Annotated in this window: 24 protein-coding genes; 12 read left to right on the forward strand and 12 right to left on the reverse strand. The window is 62.1% G+C overall.

What is annotated here, in order from left to right:
• Window positions 1-7: 7 nt before the first annotated feature.
• A complete protein-coding gene (locus tag VOI22_RS18855; RefSeq protein WP_323797979.1) occupies window positions 8-1,078 on the forward strand; it encodes a sn-glycerol-3-phosphate import ATP-binding protein UgpC in 1,071 nt (356 codons plus the stop codon).
• A 1-nt stretch (window position 1,079) separates the two neighbouring features.
• Here VOI22_RS18855 and VOI22_RS18860 read toward each other — a convergent pair whose 3' ends face one another.
• A complete protein-coding gene (locus tag VOI22_RS18860; RefSeq protein WP_323797980.1) occupies window positions 1,080-1,598 on the reverse strand; it encodes a MarR family transcriptional regulator in 519 nt (172 codons plus the stop codon).
• Between the two features lie 110 nt (window positions 1,599-1,708).
• On the opposite strand from VOI22_RS18860, the gene VOI22_RS18865 reads away from it, so the two are divergent.
• The 4 genes from VOI22_RS18865 to VOI22_RS18880 all read left to right on the forward strand — a co-directional run bounded on the left by VOI22_RS18865 (window position 1,709) and on the right by VOI22_RS18880 (window position 6,082).
• Window positions 1,709-2,311 carry a nitroreductase family protein gene (locus tag VOI22_RS18865; RefSeq protein WP_323797981.1) on the forward strand — a complete coding sequence of 201 codons (603 nt, stop codon included), beginning with the start codon at window positions 1,709-1,711 and terminating at the stop codon, window positions 2,309-2,311.
• An 18-nt stretch (window positions 2,312-2,329) separates the two neighbouring features.
• The gene (locus VOI22_RS18870; protein ID WP_323797982.1) at window positions 2,330-3,256 is read left to right on the forward strand and encodes a DMT family transporter; all 927 of its coding nucleotides are present in this window, start codon (window positions 2,330-2,332) and stop codon (window positions 3,254-3,256) included.
• 77 nt (window positions 3,257-3,333) lie between these two features.
• A complete protein-coding gene (locus VOI22_RS18875) occupies window positions 3,334-5,118 on the forward strand; it encodes an SLC13 family permease (RefSeq protein WP_323797983.1) in 1,785 nt (594 codons plus the stop codon).
• 43 nt (window positions 5,119-5,161) lie between these two features.
• A complete protein-coding gene (locus VOI22_RS18880) occupies window positions 5,162-6,082 on the forward strand; it encodes a DMT family transporter (protein ID WP_323797984.1) in 921 nt (306 codons plus the stop codon).
• A 58-nt stretch (window positions 6,083-6,140) separates the two neighbouring features.
• On the opposite strand, the gene VOI22_RS18885 is transcribed toward VOI22_RS18880, so the two are convergent.
• The 5 genes from VOI22_RS18885 to cobS all read right to left on the reverse strand — a co-directional run bounded on the left by VOI22_RS18885 (window position 6,141) and on the right by cobS (window position 10,041).
• On the reverse strand, window positions 6,141-7,067 hold the full coding sequence (locus tag VOI22_RS18885; RefSeq protein ID WP_323797985.1) for a dihydrodipicolinate synthase family protein: 927 nt from the start codon (window positions 7,065-7,067) through the stop codon (window positions 6,141-6,143).
• A gap of 116 nt (window positions 7,068-7,183) precedes the next feature.
• Window positions 7,184-7,792, reverse strand: coding sequence for an SCO family protein (locus tag VOI22_RS18890; RefSeq protein ID WP_323797986.1), 609 nt, complete (start codon window positions 7,790-7,792; stop codon window positions 7,184-7,186).
• A 57-nt stretch (window positions 7,793-7,849) separates the two neighbouring features.
• Window positions 7,850-8,518, reverse strand: coding sequence for a lipid-binding SYLF domain-containing protein (locus VOI22_RS18895; protein WP_323797987.1), 669 nt, complete (start codon window positions 8,516-8,518; stop codon window positions 7,850-7,852).
• Between the two features lie 69 nt (window positions 8,519-8,587).
• Entirely contained in the window at window positions 8,588-9,217 is a 630-nt protein-coding gene (locus VOI22_RS18900) for a histidine phosphatase family protein (RefSeq protein ID WP_323797988.1), read from the reverse strand.
• Entirely contained in the window at window positions 9,214-10,041 is an 828-nt protein-coding gene (gene cobS / locus VOI22_RS18905) for an adenosylcobinamide-GDP ribazoletransferase (RefSeq protein ID WP_323797989.1), read from the reverse strand. The genes VOI22_RS18900 and cobS overlap by 4 nt, the downstream gene beginning before the upstream one ends.
• 127 nt (window positions 10,042-10,168) lie before the next feature.
• Between cobS and cobT the strand changes: the two genes are divergently transcribed.
• Window positions 10,169-11,203, forward strand: coding sequence for a nicotinate-nucleotide--dimethylbenzimidazole phosphoribosyltransferase (gene cobT, locus VOI22_RS18910; RefSeq protein ID WP_323797990.1), 1,035 nt, complete (start codon window positions 10,169-10,171; stop codon window positions 11,201-11,203).
• 16 nt (window positions 11,204-11,219) lie between these two features.
• Entirely contained in the window at window positions 11,220-11,828 is a 609-nt protein-coding gene (locus VOI22_RS18915) for an NUDIX hydrolase (RefSeq protein WP_323797991.1), read from the forward strand.
• A 1-nt stretch (window position 11,829) separates the two neighbouring features.
• Here VOI22_RS18915 and VOI22_RS18920 read toward each other — a convergent pair whose 3' ends face one another.
• Window positions 11,830-12,663 carry an ABC transporter permease gene (locus VOI22_RS18920; protein WP_323797992.1) on the reverse strand — a complete coding sequence of 278 codons (834 nt, stop codon included), beginning with the start codon at window positions 12,661-12,663 and terminating at the stop codon, window positions 11,830-11,832.
• Window positions 12,660-13,433: an ABC transporter ATP-binding protein gene (locus tag VOI22_RS18925; protein ID WP_323797993.1), complete on the reverse strand. Its 774-nt coding sequence runs from the start codon at window positions 13,431-13,433 to the stop codon at window positions 12,660-12,662. Before VOI22_RS18925 ends, VOI22_RS18920 begins: the two co-directional genes overlap by 4 nt.
• Window positions 13,434-13,562: 129 nt before the next feature.
• Here VOI22_RS18925 and VOI22_RS18930 point away from each other — a divergent pair, with 129 nt between their 5' ends.
• Window positions 13,563-14,894, forward strand: a complete 1,332-nt coding sequence (locus tag VOI22_RS18930; protein WP_323797994.1) for an ActS/PrrB/RegB family redox-sensitive histidine kinase — start codon at window positions 13,563-13,565, stop codon at window positions 14,892-14,894.
• A 77-nt stretch (window positions 14,895-14,971) separates the two neighbouring features.
• A complete protein-coding gene (locus VOI22_RS18935; protein ID WP_028466332.1) occupies window positions 14,972-15,526 on the forward strand; it encodes an ActR/PrrA/RegA family redox response regulator transcription factor in 555 nt (184 codons plus the stop codon).
• A 19-nt stretch (window positions 15,527-15,545) separates the two neighbouring features.
• Here the strand turns inward: VOI22_RS18935 and VOI22_RS18940 are convergent, their stop codons facing one another.
• The 3 genes from VOI22_RS18940 to VOI22_RS18950 are packed head-to-tail and all read right to left on the reverse strand — an operon-like array spanning window position 15,546 to window position 18,419.
• Entirely contained in the window at window positions 15,546-16,319 is a 774-nt protein-coding gene (locus VOI22_RS18940) for an SDR family NAD(P)-dependent oxidoreductase (protein WP_323797995.1), read from the reverse strand.
• 40 nt (window positions 16,320-16,359) lie between these two features.
• A complete protein-coding gene (locus tag VOI22_RS18945; protein ID WP_323797996.1) occupies window positions 16,360-17,577 on the reverse strand; it encodes a CoA transferase in 1,218 nt (405 codons plus the stop codon).
• Window positions 17,574-18,419, reverse strand: coding sequence for an FAS1-like dehydratase domain-containing protein (locus VOI22_RS18950; RefSeq protein WP_323797997.1), 846 nt, complete (start codon window positions 18,417-18,419; stop codon window positions 17,574-17,576). Before VOI22_RS18950 ends, VOI22_RS18945 begins: the two co-directional genes overlap by 4 nt.
• 229 nt (window positions 18,420-18,648) lie before the next feature.
• Here VOI22_RS18950 and VOI22_RS18955 point away from each other — a divergent pair, with 229 nt between their 5' ends.
• Window positions 18,649-19,056, forward strand: a complete 408-nt coding sequence (locus VOI22_RS18955) for a VOC family protein (RefSeq protein WP_193172498.1) — start codon at window positions 18,649-18,651, stop codon at window positions 19,054-19,056.
• A gap of 23 nt (window positions 19,057-19,079) precedes the next feature.
• A complete protein-coding gene (locus tag VOI22_RS18960) occupies window positions 19,080-19,880 on the forward strand; it encodes an IclR family transcriptional regulator (RefSeq protein ID WP_323797998.1) in 801 nt (266 codons plus the stop codon).
• A gap of 31 nt (window positions 19,881-19,911) precedes the next feature.
• Here VOI22_RS18960 and VOI22_RS18965 read toward each other — a convergent pair whose 3' ends face one another.
• Complete coding sequence (locus VOI22_RS18965) at window positions 19,912-21,156, reverse strand: hypothetical protein (protein WP_323797999.1); 1,245 nt, start codon at window positions 21,154-21,156, stop codon at window positions 19,912-19,914.
• 382 nt (window positions 21,157-21,538) lie between these two features.
• Between VOI22_RS18965 and VOI22_RS18970 the strand changes: the two genes are divergently transcribed.
• Window positions 21,539-22,855, forward strand: a complete 1,317-nt coding sequence (locus VOI22_RS18970; RefSeq protein ID WP_323798000.1) for an outer membrane beta-barrel protein — start codon at window positions 21,539-21,541, stop codon at window positions 22,853-22,855.
• Window positions 22,856-22,858 lie beyond the last annotated feature (3 nt).

A 22,858-nucleotide genomic window follows, 5' to 3' on the forward strand; every position in this document is an offset into this window, starting at 1 on the left:
ATTGAGGATGGCCGAGGTCGCACTCACCAACGTCGAGAAAACCTACCCGAACGGCTTCAAGGCCATTCATGGGATCGATATCGACATTCAGGACGGCGAGTTTATCGCCCTGGTCGGCCCGTCGGGCTGCGGAAAATCGACCCTGCTGCGCATGGTGGCCGGGCTGGAGAGCATTTCCGGCGGGGACGTCTCAATCTCGGGCCGTCAGGTGAACATGCTGGAGCCGGCGGACCGGGACATCGCCATGGTGTTCCAGAACTACGCGCTCTATCCGCACATGACCGTCGAGGGCAACATGGCCTACGGGTTGAAGAACCGGGGCATGGCGAAGGAAGAGATCGCCCAGCGGGTACGGAAGGCCGCCGAGATTCTGGAACTTTCCCCGCTGCTCGCCCGCCGCCCGCAGCAGCTTTCCGGCGGCCAGCGCCAGCGCGTCGCCATGGGCAGGGCCATCGTCCGCGAGCCCGCCGTTTTCCTGTTTGACGAGCCGCTGTCGAACCTGGATGCCAAGCTCCGTGTTCAGATGCGGGTTGAGGTGAAAAAACTGCAACGTCAGCTCGGCACTACCAGCCTCTATGTCACCCACGATCAGGTCGAGGCCATGACTATGGCGGACCGGCTGGTGGTGATGAATGCGGGCATCGCCGAGCAGATCGGCACCCCGATCGAGGTTTATGACCGTCCGGCCAGCATGTTCGTCGCCGCCTTCATTGGCTCGCCTTCCATGAACTTCATGAAAGGCACGGTCGAGAGCGGCGCGGCCGTGCTCGGCTCCGGTCAGCGTATCGGGCTGAACGGGCAGGCGAAAAACCTCGCCGAAGGTCAGCCGGTGACAGTCGGCATCCGGCCTGAGCATTTCCAGCCCTGCGGCGAAGGGGAAGGCCTGGAGGTTCATATCGATTTGGTCGAGCATCTCGGCGCGGAAACGCTGATGCATGGCATGGCACCCGGCAATGGCGATCTGACCACGGTCCGGCTTGCCGGACACCAGACGCTTTCAGACGGTGACAGCATTCGGGTGAGTGTCGCACCGGATCAGGTGCATCTGTTCGACCCGGAGAGCGGCAAGCGGCTCTGAGTTAGACGCCGATTTTTGCCAGCAGGCGCTTCAATTCCTCCCGTTCGGCTTTGTCGAGCGGCGCCAGCATCTGTTCCTCGACCGCGAGATGGGACGTGACGAGGCTGTCCGCCAACGCGAAGCCGTCTTCGGTCAAGGCGATCTTGAGGCTGCGCCTGTCTTTCGGGTCCGACTGGCGCTCGATCAGGTCGCGTTTTTCCAGGCGGTCGAGCCGGTTGGTCATGGCCGAGGTTGAAAGCATCATCTCGCCCGCCAATTCCGAAGGCGTCAGGGTTTCGCCTTTGCCCTGACGGCGCAGGGTCAGTAACACGTCGAATCCGGCGCCATCCAGACCGCCATTCGCGGCATTGCCCTCAACCGCGGTCCGGACCCTGTCATTTGCCCGCCGCAGCGCGCCGCAGACCGCCATGGGGGACGGATCGAGGTCCGGCCGTTCCCGTTTCCATTGCTGAAGGATCGTCTCCAGCGGGGCACCCTGCGCGGATTCCGCACGTGATTTTGCACGCGACTCTTGACTCATGGGTCTTTCGCCATCAAATAGTTCGATATCAAATTATCTGATGCCGTATAATCGTGCATCGAATGACAACAGCTTAAGACACCCGCCCCTGATTGTGAAGGACTTGCCCCATGAGTTATTTCCGTACAACGGACCATCCGATCGAACCGCTGTTTCTGGACAGATGGTCACCGCGCAGTTTCGAGCCCGAAATCATGCCGGACGAGGACCTGCTGACAATTCTTGAAGCGGCCCGATGGGCTCCCTCGGCCTTCAATATTCAGCCGTGGCATTTCCTCTATGCGACCCGGAACGGTGCGCATTGGGACCGGTTCGTCGGCGTGCTGGACGATTTCAACAAGGCTTGGGCGCGCGACGCCTCCGTTCTCTTTGTCCTGCTCTCCGATACGCTGATGCCGGGGGACGCTAACCGGCCCGACCGGGTGTCCTCGATAAACAGTTTCGATGCGGGGGCGGCCTGGGCCCATCTCGCGCTCCAGGCCACGGCGCGCGGCTACCACGCCCATGCAATGGCCGGAATTGACCGGGAGCTGGCACGTTCCGCACTCGCCATTCCGTCACGCTTCAGGATTGAAATCGCCATTGCGGTTGGCCGCAGGGGGGCGCCGGAGCGGCTGCCGAATGCGCTGGCCGAGCGGGAGATGCCAAGTGACCGCAAGCCGTTGTCCCGGATTGCCTCGCCGGGACCTTTCCCTGCGGCGGCAGTGCTCTAGAACGGGAGGAGAACCAAGATGACGCAATCGCTTGACCATCCCGTAGAAGGCGCGCAACCAAGATCGATGTTTGCGAACCCGTCCCTGCTGCTGATTATGACCGGCGCCCTGATCGGTGTGAATTTCCCGCTCGGGAAAATCGCCGGCGATGCCGGCATCTCACCTATCCTCTGGGCCATGATCCCGTCGGTCGGGGTCGCGGCGCTGATGTTTCCCGTGCTTGTCATGCGGGGCGGCCTGCGGCGTCCAAACCGCGCGCTGGCGCGCTTTTCGGTGATTGCGAGCCTGGTCTCCTACGTGATCCCGAATGTCATTCTCTTTGCCGTGATTCCGCATGCGGGTGCCGGCTATATGGGGCTGATGTTCGCCCAGTCACCGGTCTTCACGCTGGCCTTCTCCGCCCTGCTCGGCCTCAAGACACCGAACCGGCTCGGCCTTGCCGGGATCGCGGTTGGTTTGACCGGGGCGGCCATCGTCAGCCTGACCAGAGGCTCGGCTCCGGATGCACCGGATCTGTTCTGGATTGTGGCGGGCTTCGCGGTGCCGGTAACGCTTGCCGTCGGCAATGTCTACCGGACCGTGGCCTGGCCGGAGAACACCTCGCCCGACGCGCTCGCCTTCTGGAGTCACGGGGCGGCGATCCTCGCTTTTGTCGCGCTGCTGTTTCTGGTGGAGGGGGGTGTGCCGTTGGCGTCCCTGGCAGCCGTTCCCGGAGCGGCCTTGTTGCAGGCGGTGGCCGCTGCGGCGACCTTCCCGCTCTTCTTTCGGCTGCAACATCTCGGCGGGCCGGTTCTCTTGAGTCAGATCGGTTATGTCGCCGCCAGCGTCGGCCTGGTTATCGCGACCTTTTTGCTCGACGAGCGCTACAGCCTTGCGACCTGGGCGGGTGCCCTGGTCATCGCCGCGGGCATCGCCCTGACAGTGATGGCACAGCGGCGCACCTGATTACTCATTGAGCTGCGACCCCGGCTTTCCACCTGAATCCGCTTCCGCACAGCGCGTGGGGACGGTATAGCTCGGCAATGACATTTGATCAGATTGCTATCCTCGCCATCATCGTTGGCGCCCTTGCTGCCTTCATCTGGGGGCGGTACCGGATTGATCTCGTTGCCATGCTGGCACTGTTGCTTTCGGTGGCGGCCGGCGTCGTCGATCCGCTGACGGCCTTTGCCGGTTTCGGTCATCCGGCCGTCATAACGGTAGTGGCCGTGCTCGGTATGTCGGCGGCGCTGACCCGCTCCGGTGCGGTCGGTGTGATCGCGGAGCGCATCGCCCAGCGCACCAAGTCGGACCGGGCGAAGACCTTCTCGCTGATCGGGCTGGCCGGGGTGATGTCCAGCGTCATGAACAATGTCGGCGCGCTGGCGCTGTTGATGCCGATCACCCTGTCGGTCGCGCGCAAGGCCGGGCTTTCGCCGTCCCGGCTGCTGATGCCGCTGTCCTTCGCCTCGTTGCTGGGTGGCATGATCACCCTGATCGGCACGCCGCCGAACATCATCATCGCCGACTATCGCCACAAGGTAACGGGCGAGGCCTTCCAGATGTTCGATTTCCTGCCGGTCGGCCTCGCGGTCGCCGTCGTCGGCATTATCTATCTGGTTTTCATCGGTATCAGGCTGGTGCCGAACCGGCGCGCCAATGACGAGGGAAAGCGCCTTTTCGAGCTTTCCAGTTATGTCACGGAGTTCAGGGTTCCCGCCGATTCGCGCCTGATCGGACAGACCATCCGGGCGCTCGGCGACCGCAACGAAGACAGCGGGCGGCCGACTGTGCTTGCATTGCTGCGCGACAACGAGCGAGTGGTCCGCAGGCTGACCCGCGAACCTCTGGCCGAAGGCGATCTTCTCTTGGCCCACGGCTCCGCCGAACAGATCGAGGCGGCGGTGCAGAAGGGCCTCGAGCTGGTCGATGCCAAGGAACTCGATGCCATCAAGTCCGATATGCCGGAAAACGGGGAGCTCGCCGTGGTCGAGGCGGTGATGCCGCCGCGCGCCTGGATCGAGGGCCGGAGCGCCGCCATGCTCCGCCTGCGCTCGCGTTACGGGCTGAACCTGCTCGGGGTGGCCCGCGGCGGGGCGCCGATCAATACCCGGCTGCGCGACGTGCGGTTCCGGGCAGGCGACGTGCTGATGCTGCAGGGCGACAGCGACCAGATCTACGGCACGATTTCCTCCCTCGGCTGCCTGCCCCTGGCGCAGCGGCAGATGAGCCTGGAACGGCCGAAAATCCTGATCCCTGCGCTGCTGTTTCTGGCCGCGATCGTCGCCGCCAGTCTGGGTATTCTGCCAGCTGCCGTGACGCTTGCGGCCGGTCTTGCGGTCATGGTGCTGTCCGACAATATCTCCATGAGCGAGGTCTATGACGCCATAGACTGGCAAATTGTGGTGTTGCTGGGAGCGATGATACCCGTCGGCACGGCGATGCATGAAACCGGGGCGGCAGGGCTGATCGCCGGAGCCATGGCGAGTGCTGTGGCGGATGTCTCGCTCTATCTGGTGCTGGCGCTCTTGCTGGTGGTGACCATGTTCCTGACCGACATGATGAACAACGCGGCGACGGCGCTGGTCATGGCGCCGGTCGCGCTCGGCATCTCCGAGCAGCTCTCGGTCAATGCAGACCCGCTTCTGATGGCGGTTGCTATAGGCTCGTCCAGTGCCTTCCTGACCCCGATCGGGCACCAGAACAATCTGCTGGTGATGGGCCCCGCAGGGTATAAATTCGGGGATTACTGGCGAGTCGGCCTGCCGCTCGATTTTCTGATCATGGCAGTGGCGGTGCCCCTGCTGCCGGTTGTCTGGCCGTTCTGAGGCCACAAGCAGCTCAACCCAAGCGGCTCACCCGAGGTACCGCATGTCTGACAAAAAGACAGAAACCGGTCTGATCGATCCGGGCCTGATTGTGCCGACCATCATGCTGGTCGGTCTCGGCGGCCTCTGGGGGCTGTCCTTTTCGCTCTCGAAAGTGGCGGCGATAGGCGGCGTGCATCCCTTTGCCTATGCCTGGATGCAATCGACCGGCGCGGCGCTGTTTCTTACCCTGGTCTGCTACCGAAAGGGCATCGCGTTCGATCTCAGCCGGGGCCATCTGGTGTTCTTCCTGGGCGCGGCGGTGATCGGCCTTGTGCTGCCGAACATCAACATCATTACGACAGCGAAATATATTCCGGCAGGCGTGATGAGTACGGTGGTCTCGACCGTGCCGGTGCTGGGCTACGTGCTGGCCGTCGGCCTCCGGATCGAGGGCTTTCGCTGGAACAGCGCGGTGGGTATTGGCCTCGGTCTGGTTGGCGCCCTGCTGATGGTTCTGCCGAAGACCAGTCTGCCGTCACCGGACATGGTGCCCTGGGTGCTGCTGGCCTTCCTGACCCCGGCTCTGTACGCCTGCAGCGGGATCTTCAGCGACCGGATGCGGCCAGAGGGCACGCATTCACTTGCGGCGGCGCGCGGCATGCTGATCGTGGCCTCTCTGGCGACGCTGCCGCTGATGCTGGCGGTGGACGGCTTCTACCCGCTGATGGCGGACCCCGGCCCAACGGATTACGCCATGCTCGGACAGATCTGCATCTCGTCCGTCGCCTACATTCTCTATTTCGAAATCCTGAAACGCGCCGGGCCGGTTTTCCTCAGCCTGGTGTCCTATATCGTGACCCTGTTCGGCCTGTTCTGGGGCTGGGTCGTCTTCGGAGAGATCCATTCGGCCTGGATCTGGGCCGCCGTCGGCTGCGTCTTTACCTCGTTGGTTCTGGTGAATATCGGACGACGGGCGCGCTGAAAAGAAAAACGCCCCGGGCGGAACCCGGGGCGCTCTCTTGATCAGATCGTTATGTGGCTCAGGCGGCTTTCGCCGGAAGGGCGAAGTTCACTGCGTCCAGCTCAGACACCAGCGAAGCGGCTTTTTCGGCCGGGAGCGGCATGAACGGGGCGCGGACATTGCGCCAGCTTGCCTTGCCGCTGTTCTTCGCCAGCAGTTCCTTCAGCGCGGCGGCTGCCGGATAGTTCTGCAGGGTCAGGCGCTCTTTGGTGAGCTGGTCCTGCAGCGCCTCAGCATCGGCCGAGCCGGCTTTCCAGGCGGCAAAGACCTTGGCGCAACCGCCGACCGTGACATTGCCCGTCGCTGTGATGGTGCCGACGCCACCGGCCTTCAGGGTGTCGAGCAGATAGCGCTCTGTCCCCGCGAAGACGTCGAAGCCCGGGAACTTTTCGGCCATCGCCTTCATGTTCTCGAAATCACCGGAGCTGTCCTTCACACCGCAGACGGTGTTCGGGAATTCCTTCAGCATCCGGGCGATCAGCTCATGGCTGAACGGCACCGCGGACATCTGCGGGAAGTGATAGAGATAGACCTTCATCGCATCGCTGCCGATGGCCTCGAAGGTGCGGGAGAAGTGGGTGAACAGACCCTCGTCGCTCGGGTTCTTGTAATAGAACGGCGGCAGCATCAGGACATGCTCGATACCGATATCGAGGGAGGCCTTGGTCAGGGCAACCGTGTCCGGCAGCGCGCAGCAGCCGGTGCCGATCATCAGCTTGTCCTTCGGCAGATCGGACGCGCCGAGCTTATCGAGGAAGGTCAGCCGCTCCTCAACGGACAGCGAGTTTGCTTCGCCGGTGGTGCCGAACAGCAGCACACCGTCGCAGCCGCTGTCCAGAAGCCAGCGGGTATGGTCGAGGGTAAGGTCGGTATCAACCGAAAGATCGTTGTTAAAGGCGGTCAGGCCGGCGGCCATGACACCCTTGATGCGCGGGCTCGTGCTCATGCGCGCTCTCCTTAGGTATGGAAGGGCAAAAAGAAGCCGGAGCTTAGTCCCGCGCGGGATTCCATTCAAGCGAGGGCCGCACCACGATACGGAAGAACTGCCGTGCGACTTTGGCGTCAGCCTGCGATGCGCTTTGTCAGATCCTTGGCGATGTCTTCCGGTGTGGTGTCGAAGCCGAAATGGCTGACATAGCGTCCGTTCGGTCCCATCAGGTAGGTGATGGTGGAATGATCCATCAGATAGTCGCTGAAGTCTTCGCTCTCGACCTTCTGGTAGAACACCCGGTAAGCCTTGGCGACATCCGCGATCTGCTCCGGCGTGCCGGTCAGGTAATGGATCTTGTCGTGGAAATGCTGGCTGTAATCGCCCAGCGCGGCGGCTGTGTCCCGTTTGGGGTCGATGGTGATGAAGACCGGCTCGACCTGGTCGGCCACCTTCGGATCCAGCATGTCGAGGGCCTGGGTCATCACCGTCAGCGTCGTCGGGCAGACATCCGGGCAGTAGGTGTAGCCGAAGAAGACCAGCATATAGCGGCCCTTGAGATCTTCGTTCGTCAATGTCGCCCCGGTCTCGTCGGTCAGGCTGAAGGGACCGCCGACAAGATCCGCCGCGCTGTCTTGCCCGGCGATCCGGCCGCCGCTGACGATCCAGTAACCGGCAGCGATGGATCCTGCGAGGGCAAGGACGAGAAAGCCGACGAGGAAGAAGAAGGTCCGTTTCGACATGTCAGATCCGGGCGCTGGTGGACGAAGTGATCAGGACTATAGGTATAGGCCGTTGCTTCAGAATTGCGAGAGCGTCTCGCGCAATTGTGCCGCCTCGTCCGAGCTGAAGCGGCGTTCTATAAGGATTTGCTTGGGGCTGGCGGCGGTGCGGTAAAACGTCTCATTCTTTTCCGGCTGGGTCTGGATCACCGCGCCGTCGAGGGCGCCGCCGCCGAACAGCCCCTTTGATTTCGAGAAAGCAATGAAATCCGCGCCGAGAGAACCGGCGCTGGATGCCCCGACACCGCCACCGATAGTGCCGACGGCGATGCTGGCATCTGCGCCGAACTTCACCTGGTCGCTCATGAGCGAGTTCAGGCCTTTCTCCGTCATCACCACCAGCAGGACCTGTTTGGCCTCGACACCGATCTGAAAGCCGATACTGCCCGCCGCCAGGGAGTAGAACGCGGGGTCGCTCCAGTCGCCGGCACCCTTGCGGGCGAGCAGAACGCCCTCGCCATATTCGCCGCCGACCACGAAGCCGGCTTTCACCAGCTGGGGAATGATGAGCACGCCCTTTGACCGTTTCAGATAGTCGCTAACCGGGCCGACGACGTTCGGATCGCTGGTCAGATCGCGCAGCGTTGTCCCAGCCCGTTCCACCGTCATCGAGGCGTCTTCGGCTCGTGCCGTGGTTCCGAAAAGAGTCGTCGCGAAAAGGATCGCCGCAAGAAAACCGTACCGCATGCCTGATCTCCTCATGGCTTTGCTCTGCATGGTGTCTGATAGATGGGGCTCGAAGCCCGCTTTGTTAGCTCAAAAACCGGCACTGATGTTGAGTCCGCGTAGTCTCCAGGGGGATAACGCGCCAGTAGCCTCTTCGGTTCCCGCATGGTCGGCGAGGCAGAGAGAAAGCGGCGATATTTCCAGCGCCAGCGCGTTCTCCGGTGTCATCCCCAGGATTGTCGCGACAATGGCCCTGATCGAGCCGCCATGGCCGATCAGCACGATATCCTGTGCCGGATGGGTATTCGTCAGAATGGCAAAGGCGGCGGATGCCCGCGCCATCAGATCGGCGAAACTTTCCCCGTTGGGAGGCCGGTTACGGGCCGGGTTGTCCCAGAAGGCCGCATAGTCCGCCGAACCCTGATGGCCCAGAGTATCGTGGGTGGTTCCTTCCCAGGTGCCGAAATCCTGCTCGGCGAAAGCGGCTTCAACGATCCGGTTCCGGGGAGCCCAGCCTGTCGCTTCCAGCATGTCCGCCGTCTCGGCCGTGCGGCGCAGCGGTGTCGTGACCAGTAGGCTGTCTGGTGGAAGCTGTGTGGCGATCCGCTTCAGAAGTGCCGGGTCCTGGGGGATTGCAGGCACGTCCGTGCGCCCGTAGACGGTGCCTTTTTCGACCGCTGCCGGGGCGTGTCGGAGCAAATGCCAGCGGGTCGGCTTCACGCGGGCCAGCCGAGACCTGCCGCGCCCGCCGGGAGCCCAACCGGGAGCATAGTCAGGGCAATCAGGACAAAACATTCGACGATCTGCTCGCTGCCGCCGAGCACGTCGCCGGTATAGCCGCCGATCTGCCGCTTCGCGAGCAGTGCCGTCGCGCCTCCGGCAAACGCCGTGGCGGCAAGGGCGGCGATGAAACCGGTGCCGGGCAGCAGGGAGAAGGACAACAGCGTGCCGAGCGCAAGGCAGAGGCCGGTGGTCACCGGTTTTGCCCGACCGGCGCCGCTGCCAAGGCCGGTCGCGGTGGCGGGCGCGAGACTATAGGCGATTGGCAGGATCGCCGTGCGCCCCAAAACATGTGCTGCCGCGAGGCCGAACGCGGCGAGCCACGGCGCGGCGATGGCGAGGTTGGCGAGGCAGGCGGCCTTGATGACGGTGGAGATGACGAGCGCCAGCACACCGTAGGAGCCGACCCGGCTGTCCCGCATGATCTCGATTTTCCGCTCTTTCGTGCCGCCGCCGCCGAACCCGTCCGCCAAATCGGCAAGGCCGTCTTCGTGCAACGCGCCTGTCAGGAAGGCGGTCAGGGCGAGGGCGATCAGGGCGGCCGCGAGCAGCGGAATTCCGGCATGGGCGCCGAGCCAGAGGGCGCCGCCGCCAAGCGCCCCGATCAGCAGCCCGACGATCGGGAAGGCCCAGCCGGTATGCATCAGTGGCCGGTCGGCACGCGCCGGTGCCGGCACCGGTAGCCGGGTCAGAAACATCAGGGCGTGGAGCAGGTCGTCGACCCACCAGGGGCGCCAGACCGAAGCTGGTTTTTCGCTCGCCATGACTGCCAGAATCCCGTTGGTCCAATCCGTTCCACGCCGCCGCCCGGCGTCGTCCCCGGACTATGCACAGGGGCGGATCGCCTGTATAGGGGGCGGCATCCCAAAGAACAGCTCCCTGTGATAAACCATGAGCGACGAACGTTTTTCGCCCGAGAATGCGACCTTCGACGAAATCCGCGGCCTGTTCCGCACCCTGCCTCCGGCAGACCTCGAGGCGGGCACTGCGGCGGTCAGCCGTGAAGCGCAACTGACGAAGCCCTCCGGCTCGCTCGGCCGGCTTGAGGAGCTGACGCGCTGGATGGCGGCCTGGCAGGGCAAATACCCGCCGACTGTCGAGCACCCCCGGATCTGTGTCTTCGCCGCCAATCACGGAGTAACCGCCAAGGGTGTTTCCGCCTACCCGTCGGCGGTCACCGCACAGATGGTGCAGAACTTCATTTCCGGCGGTGCCGCCGTGAACCAGCTGGCCCAGCTTTTCGATGCCGATCTCCGGGTCTACGAGATGGCGCTCGACCAGCCGACGGCGGATTTCACCGAAGAAGCGGCGATGGAAACCGGCGACTGCGCCAAGGCCATGGCCTACGGCATGATGGGCGTGGAGCCGGGCATCGACCTGCTTTGCCTCGGCGAGATGGGGATCGGCAACTCGACCTCCGCCGCCGCGATCTGCCACGCGCTCTATGGCGGCACTGCTGAAGACTGGACCGGTCCCGGCACCGGGGTGACCGGCGATGCCTTCAGCGCCAAGGTGAAGGCGGTTGCCGATGGCGTCGCGCTGCATAAGGCCCGGACCCAGGACCCGCTTGAACTCTTCGCCGCCGTCGGCGGACTTGAGCTTGCGGCAATCGCGGGTGCTGTGCTGGCCGCCCGCATGGCGCGGGTGCCGGTTCTGCTGGACGGTTATGCCTGTACGGCCGCCGCCGCTGTTCTGCATGCCGCCGATCCGCGCAGCATCGAGCATTGCCAGGTTGCCCATTGCTCCGCCGAGCCGGGCCACAGGCTGCTGCTGGAGAAGATCGGCAAGGAGCCGATCCTCGATCTTGGCATGCGGCTGGGCGAGGGCTCCGGCGCGGCGCTGGCTATTGGTATCCTGAAATCGGCGGTGGCTTGCCACACAGGTATGGCGACCTTCGCCGATGCCGGTGTCAGTGGCCCGGCCTAACGCGTCCGGAGCTCCCATGCCGAAACCCTGGCGCGTGCTCAACAGCACTATCGAATACAGCGACCGGTTCTTGGCTCACCGCATGGACAAATGCGAGACGCCGCACGGCCAAATCGTCGATCCCTACCATGTGATCGAGCTGCCGAACTGGGTGAATATGGTCGCGGTGACCGAGGACCATCAGGTGCTGATGGTGCGGGAATACCGGCATGGTATCGGAGAGGTCGTGTTCGGCCTGCCGAGTGGCACAGTCGATCCGGGCGAGACCGAGCCGATGGGCACGGCCAAGCGGGAGCTGCGCGAGGAGACCGGCGCCGAGGCTCCGCACTGGGTGCAGACGGGTCGGATGTATCCGAACGCTGCCGTGATGACCAATACCTGTTTCAGCTTCCTTGCAGTCGGCGCCCGGATCACCGGTGAGACCGCATTCGATGACGCCGAGGATATCGAGACCGTGCCGGTGCCGATCGAGGATCTCTATCGTCAGCTGCTGGCCCGCGAGCTGACGATGACGGCGATGCATCTCGTCAACCTGCACGAATCCGCGCTCTATATCCTGACCTCGGGCGATCCGCTGGTGGCGGGCCTGCGGGAGAAGCTGGCGCCGCTCTACTCGGCCACCTGACCTACTCGCCGACCTGTAGGAGCCGGCCTTCCTTGCGGGCACTGCGATAGGCTAGCCAGAAAACCCCTGCTCCGATCACGAAATACACCACATTCAGCATCATGGCTCCGGCCAGCAGGTCGAGGGGGAAGGTGCCCTCGAACAGCACCGCGCGCATGCCTTCGAAGACATAGGCGGAGGGTGTCGCCCAAGCGACCATCTGCAGCCATTCGGGCATCACCGAGACCGGGTAATAGACGGCCGAGATCGGCGCGAAGGCGAAGACCAGCACCCAGGCGAGGCTTTCGGCGCCAAGCCCAAAACGCAGGATGATGCCGATCACTGCCAGGGCGATGCCCCAGGCCATGAAGAACAGGCAGGCCATGAAGGCGAATAGCGGCGGGCCGATCGAGAAAATCGAGAAATCGTAAAACACGATGGCCAGCAGGGCAGGCGGCAGGGCGCCGATCAGCGTGCGCACCAGGCTCATCACCATCAGCGTGATGACGAATTCATGCGGCCGGAGCGGGCTGACGAACAGGTGGCCGAGATTGCGCGACCACATTTCCTCAAGGAAGCAGAGCGAGAAGCCCATCTGGCCCCGGAACAGGATATCCCAGAGCAACACGCCCGCCAGCAGCACCCCGGCGGCCTGCGCAACCCAGCTCGACTGGTCGAGGAAGAATTTGGTGACGAAACCCCACTGGATCATCTGCATGGTCGGCCAGTAGGCCATTTCCAGCAGACGGGGCCAGGATCCGCGCATCAGGTAGAAGTAGCGGAGTACCATTGCCCAGATGCGGCCTGCGTTGAACAGGGACGCCGGCGGCGGGGTGAAATCGAGATCCGCGCTCATGTCGTGCCCCGATCTTCACCATCGCCGTGATCCGCCGCAACGCCGGTCTGGCGCGCGACGTCGAGAAAGACTTCATCCATGGTCCGGCGTCCGTATTTCGATAGCAGCTCCGACGGACTGCCCCGGTCGACGATCGTGCCCTGACGCATCATCAGCACGTCGCTGCAGAGCCGCTCGACTTCCTGCATGTTGTGCGAGGCGAGCAGGACGGTGGCGCCGGTTTCGCGCTGATAATCTTCCAGATATCCCCGGATCCAGTCGGCGGTGTCCGGGTCGAGCGAGGCGGTCGGCTCGTCAAGCAGCAGCACGCGCGGCTTGTTGATCAACGCCTTGGCGAGAGCCACACGGGTTTTCTGCCCGGCCGAGAGCTTGCCCGACGGGCGGTTCATGAAGTCGGTCATGTGCAGCTGTTCCGCCAGCTCTGCGATGCGCGCCTTCGGCTCCGGTACCGAATAGAGCCCGGCATAGATCCGCATATTCTCCCGAACGGTCAGCCGGTGCGGCAAGTCGACATAGGGCGATGAGAAATTCATGTAAGGCAGGGCCCGGTAGCGGTCCTTTGCCATGTCACAGCCAAGAATCGAGACGCCGCCGCTGCTCGGCTCCAGCAGGCCCAGCATCATCGTTATCGTGGTCGTCTTCCCCGCCCCGTTGCCGCCGAGCAGGCCGATGGTGACTCCGGCATTGACTGAGAAACTGACCCCGCGGACGGCGTGAACCTCACCGTAGCGCTTGGTCAGGTCTCGAACCTCGATGACCGTCTTGCTCATGCTGTTGTGCTCGTGGGAGTTCGTTCGGATGTGCCTAAATCAGCGTCGCGACCTTAGCCCGAGCCGTGCTACTGGACAATGACGCAATCGTTTGCGGGATGATCGAGAGGCCGATGGAAATGAAGCCGCGTGGCTGACCAGCGAAACAGTGCCGGAGATTTCGAGGATCGCTTCGGGCTTGGGCCTGCGGGCGCACGAACCCTGACGACAATCCGTTGGGTGGCCCTGATGGGGCAGCTCATCAGTCTGCTCGTCGTGCATTACGGTCTCGGGTTCCCGCTGCCATTGGAAATCACGCTTGGGATCGTCGCTGCTGGTGCGCTCTACAATCTCGCCATCGAGGGGGTGCGGCAGGCCGGCCGAGCGCAAACGACCCGCGCGGCGGCCTTCGGGCTCGCTTTCGACATCGCCCAGCTCGGCTATCTGCTGTACTGGACTGGCGGGCTGGAAAACCCGTTCGCGCTGATGCTGATCGCGCCGGTTACCGTCTCCGCTACAATTCTCTCCGGCGCGGCGACGATCTGGCTGAGTTTCCTCGCGCTCGTTTCCGCCTCGGTGCTGGCCGTGGTGCATCAGCCGCTGCCCTGGCCCCGTGAAGGGCTGGAATTACCGAACGTCTACGTGTTCGGCCTGTGGATGGCGATTGTCATCACCACCTTGTTCATCGCCGGATACACCTACCGGGTCAGCCGGGATGCGCGGCGCATGTCGGACGCATTGGGAGCAACGCGGCTGGCCTTGTCGCGTGAGCAGCAGCTCTCGGCTCTCGGCGGTCTGGCGGCGGCGGCGGCGCATGAACTCGGCACGCCGCTCAGTACCATTGCGGTTGTCGCCCGCGAGTTGCGCAAGGATCTGCCGGAAGGCAGTGAATGGGGCGACGATGTCGATCTGTTGCTGAGCGAGACAGCGCGGTGCCGCGACATCCTGACCCAGCTTTCCCGTCAGCCGGATCAGGAAACGATGGGCCCGTTCAAGTCCATGCCCTTCAGCGCCATGGTCGAAGCCGCAGCAGCGCCGCATCAACGGGACGAGATTGTTGTCATCATTGAGCAGCACGGACCGGACGGCGCGCTGGATCTCGCAGCCGATGAAGGGGCGGCAATAACGGATCAGCCGCGGGTGGTGCTGACGCCGGAGATTAACCAGGGCATCGGCACGCTGGTCCAGAACGCGGTGCAGTTTGCGGCGGAAACCGTGGAAATCACGGTCTATTGGGATGAGCAGACAGCCTCGGTCATCATCGAGGATGACGGGCCCGGATTTGCGTCCCTGGTGCTGGACCGGCTGGGCGAGCCCTATGTCTCCAGCCGGGCCGGCAAGGACGGCCATATGGGCCTTGGTATCTTCATTGCAAAGACCCTGCTGGAGCGTGGCGGGGCATCGCTCTCTTTCTCCAATCGTGCCGAAGGCGGTGCCCGGGTCACGGTGGAATGGCGCCGCAGCGATCTGGAAGCGGCGTGAGCACAACTTGACCGAGAGCAGATTTCCCAGCATAAGCCAGCTGGCTTCAGACCGGCCCCGAAAGGCGGAGGTACTTGGTGACAGACGATCAGAATTCAGGTGACGAACTCCCCAAGCTTCTGGTGCTCGACGATGACGAGCCGTTTCGCAACCGGCTTGTCCGGGCGATGGAAAAGCGCGGCTTCGCCGTGACCAGCGCAAGTTCGGTCGCCGAGGGCTTGAAAGCGGTACGCGACGATGCGCCGTCCCATGCGGTGCTCGACATGCGGCTGACGGATGGCAGCGGGCTCGATGTAGTTGCCGCCTTGCGGGAAGCCAATCCCGATGCCCGCATCATCATGCTGACCGGTTACGGCAATATCGCCACTGCTGTCGCCGCCGTGAAAGCGGGCGCCGTGGATTATCTGCCGAAACCGGCCGATGCCGATGCAATCGCCGCCGCGCTGCTGGATCACGAAGAGGCCCTGCCGCCGCCGCCGGACAATCCGATGTCGGCCGACCGGGTGCGCTGGGAGCATATTCAACGGGTCTTCGAGCAATGCGGCCGTAATGTCTCGGAAACGGCGCGCCGTCTGCGCATGCACCGCCGGACCCTGCAACGCATCCTGAACAAGCACGCGCCGCGCGGTTAATCGCGCGGCAACCGTGATGTCAGTGAATGTGGCTCCCGCCGTTAACGTCGAGGGTTGCACCGGTCACATAGGCTGATAGTTCTGATGCTAGGTAAAGGCAGGCGCCGGCTATGTCGGACGGCCTTCCGGCGCGTTTCAGGGGAATTGCCGAGACGATCTCGTCGAACATCTCCGGTGTGACGTTGCCGTCGAGCATTCCGGTTTCGACCATGGACGGGCAGACAACATTGGCCCGGATCCCGGAGGGACCGAATTCCCGGGCGATGGATTTTGTCAGGCTGATAACGCCTCCCTTGGACGCGGCATAGTGCGCGCCCCCGACCAGCCCGCCGCCGCGCAGCGCCGCCACTGAGGCGAGGTTGACGATCGACCCGCTTCCCCGATCCGTCAGAACGTCCAGGACACTCCTGCAGATGTTGAAAGTACCCTTCAAATTGACGTTCAGAATGTCATCATAGTCAGCCTCGGTGATCGACATCAGAGACTGGGATTTAACGATGCCCGCGCAATTCACCAGGCAATCGATGGTTCCGAATTGCATGACGATACTTTCGACGGCCTGTTTGCATTCCTCGGCGCTGCGGATATCGCATCTGGCGCCCCAGATGCGTGCGGGAGATCCGATGCGCGTGGAGATACGCGCACTGATTTCGGCCAGCGCATCGTCGTCCATGGCGATGTCGGGAACGGCCAGCCTGGCGCCGTGAGCCGCGAACAGCTCCGCAGTTGCGTAACCGATGCTTCGCGGTGACGCGGCGCCGGTAATCACGCAGACCTTGTCTTTCAGCAGCATGGTTTCTCCTCCCGGTATCGGCATGGCTGGTCGTTGATATTCACTTCGATCGGGCACCGGGCGCGGTATGTGCGGCGCCTGACGCAATCAGGGTTTCTGCTTCCTCATGCTTGAATCCGAGTTCATCAAGGATTGCGCGGGTTTCGTAGCCGCGTGGCTGGGCAGATGAACGGTTGGACGGATAGGTGCCGTCGACCCGTATCGTGGAGCGCAGGGCAGCGGATTTTCCTTCAGCCGGATGCTGTTCCCACTGGACGAGACCGACGGCGTTCAGGTGCGGATCGGCCTGCAGGCTTTCGAGCGTGTGACAGGGCATGACGGCTATATCGGCTTTGCGGAAAATCCGGAGCCATTCGTCGGTTGTCCTGTGCGTCAACGGCGCGCCGCGCACTTCAAACCACTCGGCAACATGTTTGGCGCGTGCAGCCACGGACGAGAATCTGGGGTCGTCGAGCAAGTCCTCGCGCCCGACCGCCGTCAGGAATGCACGCACTTGCGGGTCGGTGTTTATGGTGAACGAGATCCAGCCGTCCGCGGTCTGAACGGGCTTGTTGTGCGGACTCAGTAAGCGTAGATCGCCCGGCGGCCCGACAGGCGGATCGAAACTCGCTTGTGCCAGATGCTCCTGCAGGACGAATGACGCCATCGTCTCGAACATCGGGATTTCGATACTGCTGCCTGCTCCGCTCGCACGGCGCTCCATAAGGGCGGCCATGATGGTGCCGGCGGCGATTTCTCCAACAACATGATCGCAGATCAGCATCGGGACGTAGGCAGGTGCACCATCACGGGCATAGGTCAGTCCAGCCATGCCGGTGGCTCCTTGGACGACACTGTCATAGGTCGGGAGGCCCGCATAGGGGCCGTCGGTTCCGTATCCGGCAATAAGGCAATGAACCTTGTCGGGATATCTGTCCCGGATGGTCGCGGCGTCGAGGCCGAGCCGCTCAAGGGCGTCCGGGCGGATATTGGCGATGATCACATCGGACGTCTGCACCAGCCGGTTCATGATTTCCCGGCTGGCCGGGTTCTTGAGGTCGAGGCAGATGTTGCGCTTGCCCCGGTTCAGGTGGAGGTAGGCCCCCGAATGCTGACCGGTCGGCGATGGCCCGCCGAGCCCGCGCATCAGGTCGCCTCCGGGACTTTCCACCTTTATGATTTCAGCGCCGTATTGGGCGAGCCGCCAGGTTGTTACCGGGCCGACGACGACGGTTGTCAGGTCGAGGATCCGAACGCCTTCGAGAGGAGCGAATGTCATTGGCATTCCAGCTTCATTTCGGCGGCTCTGAGACCATTGGTGGCAAAAGCGCTCAGGTGCCAGCCATCGGTTTCGTGGTTCGCCGCGAGTGTGATCGGGTTCCCGCAGAACAAAGGCGCGGTGTGCTTCACGGACAGTTTTCGGGGAATCAGCTTCAGGTCGTTTCTGACGAACTCGCTGAGCAACAGGGTCGTAAGCCCACCGTTGACGACGAGATCCGGATATCCCTCCACATCACGAGCGTAGGCCTTGTCGATGTGGATCTTGTGCGAATTGAAGCCGAGGGCGGAGTACTGGAACAGAAGGGTCTCGTCCGGGATGACGATTGTGTTTCGGTCGCCGCCGGGGATATCGGCATCGGGGACCTCAGCCGCGACCGTCTTTGCTCTGTCGCTTGCGGCTGCCTCCAGCAGGATATAGGTCGCTTCCTCAACGATGGCGGGAGCGCCGTTCTGTGCGACGGCCAAACTATGCTCGACGGTGACGAATGCCATCGGGCCTGAAGTGGCTTCCTTCCGCGTCAGGGATGAGACCTTGCTCGTCCGCTGCAGAGCCGCGCCGATCGGAATGTCCGCGAGAAACGTGACGCGCCGCCCGCCGAGAACCAGTCGGCTCAGACCCATGTCCGGGATGGCCACACCGAGGCCGGGGAAACCGTCGCCCCGCAATTCGGATCTCCGGGTCTCTCCGGCCAGCATGGGGAAGTGCCAGCCGCGGGGCAGAGTGTCTCCCTCTCTGAACCGGCCCGGGTCGAGATCCAGCATCGCCGCAATCCGGCGCGCCGTGCCCAGAGCGCAGACCTCAGTGCGCCGGATAGGCTGAAATTCTTCCGTGCCGGACATGGGAGTCTTCCATCATGATGGGAAGCCCAATAAATCATATTTAATTGTATTATTGCAAATATGAATTTGATGAATTGCGAGTTTCCGCGATTTGGGGCTAAAGTCTCCGTGGATGTTTCAAATACGGAAATTAAAATTCACAAATGAGATTTATGTAAGCCGATATATCGGTGGACACAGGCGGCATGTTTTGCAGGCCGCTCAAAGTCTCTAGGGCAGGAGATGCGCGATGAAGATCCAGTTCCATCACATGAATCTGTGCACCGAGAACGTTCAGCGGTCGTCGGAATTCTACCGGTCGGTCTTCGGACTCGATTCGGTGAACTACCAGCGGGTCAATGCCAGTGACGACGCCGGTTATGGCGGTAATGTGGACTTTGTGACCGACGGAGCCGTCGAGTTTCATCTGGCCCGCCGCGACATTGATCTCGGGTTCCGGATGAACCATGTGATCAATCCGCTCGACCGCGGGCATTTCTGCTTCCGGACCAACGATATCGAGGCGTTCAAGCGCCGTCTTGAAGAGAAGAAGATACCTTATTCGGACTATGGAACCTGGGCGATGGCCGGTTGGTATCAGATTTTCTTCCACGATCCGGACGGCAATATTATTGAAGTCCATCAGACTGGAAAGTGAGAGACTCCGAATGGACGCGTGCGATGAATGACGGTTCGAAACTGACCAGGAAACGGGAAGCTTCCGAGGGTCCGGCCTATGCGGCACCGGCGCTCGAGAAGGGACTGGATGTGCTTGAGCTGCTCTGCCGTTCGGAGTCCGCGCTTTCGATCAAGACGATTGCAGGGATTCTCGGGCGCAGTGTGGGGGAGCTCTACAGAATGGTCAGCTGCCTCGTCGAGCGAGGGTATCTGGTCAATGTGGATGACAAGTATCATCTCTCGACCAAGCTGTTCGAGCTGGCGCACATCAACCCGCCGACGCATCGGCTGCTCACAGAAGCAATGCCGGTCATGCAGAAGCTGTCGGCGGAACTCGATCAGTCATGCCATCTCAGCGTCTATGCTGCGGGGCGACAGATGGTTGTCGCCAAGGTCGACAGTCCGAGCGGTATGGGGTTCAGTGTCCGTGTCGGTGCCGAGCTTGATGTACTCGTGTCGGCGTCCGGCCGCGTGCTGCTGGCCTTTCAGGATCAGGTCACGCGCCGTCAGCGTATCGCCGAATCCGAGGCGCGCCGGCCGGAACAGGCCGACCCGCAGATCGAAATTGTTCTCGATACCATACGGGAACGTGGTTTCGAATCTTCCCCGAGCGTTCAGGTGCGCGGCCTCTATGCGGTGGCATTTCCGATCAGCGATACAAGCGGTCACGCAATCGCGGCGCTGACAGTGCCCTTTGCGGAGCGGATCGATTTGGCTCAACGCCGTTCGATCGACTCAATCGAAAGGCACCTTGGCGAATCCGCCTACGAGATCACCAGCAGGACCGGCGGTCTTGTCACGTGAAGGATAGCGCTGCCCGGAGAGTTTTCTGTCGCTAAACGATGCGGGCGTCCGCGCTCAATTGCTTGTCGATATAGCGGCCCTGGAACATGGTGATGCCCAGGGACTGACCGAACCGGACGGCTTCGTCTGAATCGCAGCGGGTCAGGATAATCCGGGCACGACCGCACCGATCCACATGCTCTTTCAACTCGGCGGTCCGGTTGCCGGACATGTCGTCCGCCATGTCCGGGGTCCAGATCAGTTTCAACAGATCAAGGCCGAGCCGTTCACGGTCGATGAATTGAAGCGTCAGGTGGTTCAGGCCGTCAAGGCAGATCCGGTAGCCGCGCTCGCGCATGAAATCGCGGGCGAACATGTAGGCGCCCATATCGCCGAAAATATCGATCTTCTGCAATTCGATCACGACCGTGCCGCGGGCAACCGCTTTCAGGCTGGCATCGAAGTTCAGGAACGGCGGAGACAGGATCGTCTGCACGTTCAGATTGACGCTGAAGGAGCTGGCGATCGAGCTGTCGTCGTTCCTGATCAGCAGGGACAGCATTCGCGCGTCCAGCGTCTGCGTCAGATGCTGGAACAGCCAGAGATTGGAGGCCAGATCGAATTCCGGAAGCACGGTCTGTTGCAGATCGTGGATCGAGATGAACAGTTCCCGGAACACCGGCTGGGGGTTCGGGTTGTTCGGCGTCAGGGCGCAGACCGGCTGGCGACGCATCAGGTTCGAAAGGTCGGCCCGCTGCAGGAAGGATTCCAGTTTGCCGAGTTGTTCGGGGTCGAGCGGCTTGCGCGAACCCTTGGCACGTGGATCGACTTTTTGATCGGCATTGACGGACATGCGCGACTTGCGTTCGCGCTCCCGGTGCATTTGCTTGACCAGCTCCAGAAGGTCCTCGTACTGGGTCGCGACGTTGAACCAGGAGCAGAACCGGGCCAGGTCCTCTTCCTCATCGCCCTGCGAAAGCGGATCTTCGGAGAAGAGATAGCGGACCTTCATGATGGCCGCGTCGATATCCTCGACGGTGGCATCCTTGCAGACGAAGAACAGGTCCGAGTTGCTCAGGATGAAGATCTGGCCCTCGTAGTTCTGGACCATGCCTTCGAAGGTGGCCGCCGCGATCCGGATATGGTGATCCTGACGGTTCTGCGGGCGCAGCCGGGAAAGATGGATATGGACGGCCATGCGGCCTTCCACGTTGCGCCCGAGGCGCTGGAGGTAGTCGAGCAGCAGGTATTCCTGGCTCGGGCCCCGATTTCGGCTCTGGACTTGGCTCAGCGCCATGTGGTCCTCCGTCTAAACTCCTGAGGGCCGTTTCCTGACCTTCTTCTTACCATGCGGCCCGCGGCGGGGGCACCCGATAATTGCTGTGTATCCCGCCGTCAGTGCGGGCGGGACAGGCTAGAAGCGCAGGAATGACCAATTGGCAATCACGCTCGAAAATGCGGAAATTTGCATAAAAGGCCACTAAAATCTCGCGCGATGGACCAAATCTTCCTGCGTGTTTATGGACTATGCGCATAAAAATGTTTTGTTTCAATGGATAATTCGCCTATTTTAAAGCGCTGGATAAGCGAATCGCAGATCGACCCGAGGTTGGAATCAACTGGCCTGTTACATGACCCTTTGTATTTGGTGGCGTAAATGCTGGATCAACTTGGCGTTCGTGAGCGCCGGACTTGTATTGGCCTCTATTTTAATAGGGTTTTCTGCTGAAATCGTTCTTGCGCAGCAAGCATACAAGGAGTCCGTCCGGGGCCGCCAGCGCCTCGATTTTGAAAGCTATGGCTTGTCGCTGGATTTGCTCAGCCGGCCCGATGATCGTTCGGATGCTGGGCGGCTGGCCGGAAGCTTCGATCTCTTCCCTAGGGTCACTGTCGATGCCGGTCGGGACAGCAATGTCACCCGGGTCAAGAGTGGTGAAATCTCCTCGTCGGTGACGGAAGTCAAGGCGGAAGCGGCGCTACGCTCGAACTGGACCAATCATGAAGCCTTGCTGATCGTTGATGTAACGGACAGGCGGGTCGCGGAATTGAGCCGCGAGAACACGGTGGGTGCCCGTCTGGCGACGGCGGTGCGGGTTGATGTCGATGACGGCGTCTTTGCCCGCGGTTTTGCCGAAGCGAAGCGCAGTCATGTCCGGCGCGGCGACGATGCGGACCCTGGAGCCGCGTTCGAGCCGCTGACCTTCAGTCAGTATCTCATCGGTGGTGTTTATGATGACCGGAGGGACGACCGGGTATTCTCGCGCATCGTCGGGGAGGCCGTGCATCGGAGCTATAACCCGACGGATGACGTAAGCCGGGAGGCCCTGGACCGCACAACATTGAATCTACGCGGATTCGTCGGCTATTCCCCCGGTGGAGAATATGATCTCTTCATCTCGCCCAGCCTGTTGCGCGATATTTATACCGAAGAGGTTTCGGAGGTTCAGAACTCGACGCGTCTCACGCTTTCTGTCGGGGCTGTGCGTGATATCACCGGGGTCAGCTCTTTCAACGGTCGGGTCGGCGTCTCGCACCGTGTCTTCGACGACAGCGATCGTTCCGCCCAGACAGATTTCGTGTTGTCCGGCGGTATGCTCTGGAACCTGACGCCGGTTATGTCTTTTACGGCCCGTGCGGATATCGAGAACCAGCAGTCGGACGATCCGACCGCCGGTACGAAACTTTCGCAGTCCTTTCGCATGGGGCTCGACTATGATCCATTCGAACAGTTGATAATCGGTGGTTACCTGTCAGTGGCGAATGAGGATTTTCAGCAGATCGACCGGGAAGACGATGATGTGCTCGTCGGCGCAAACGCGACCTACCTGATCAATGAGCATCTCTTCGCCGGACTGAGCTTTGAACACGAGATTTCGGATTCGACCGATCCGGCGCGGGACTTCGATGCGACGACGGTGATGTTCAGGATCGGCGCAAAACTTTGCTGCCAGGCAGATGACGGTACCGTCAATCCTTTCAATCTCGGCCGGTTTTAGGAG

This window comes from Nisaea sp. (assembly GCF_034670185.1).
Classification (GTDB): Bacteria; Pseudomonadota; Alphaproteobacteria; order Thalassobaculales; family Thalassobaculaceae; genus Nisaea.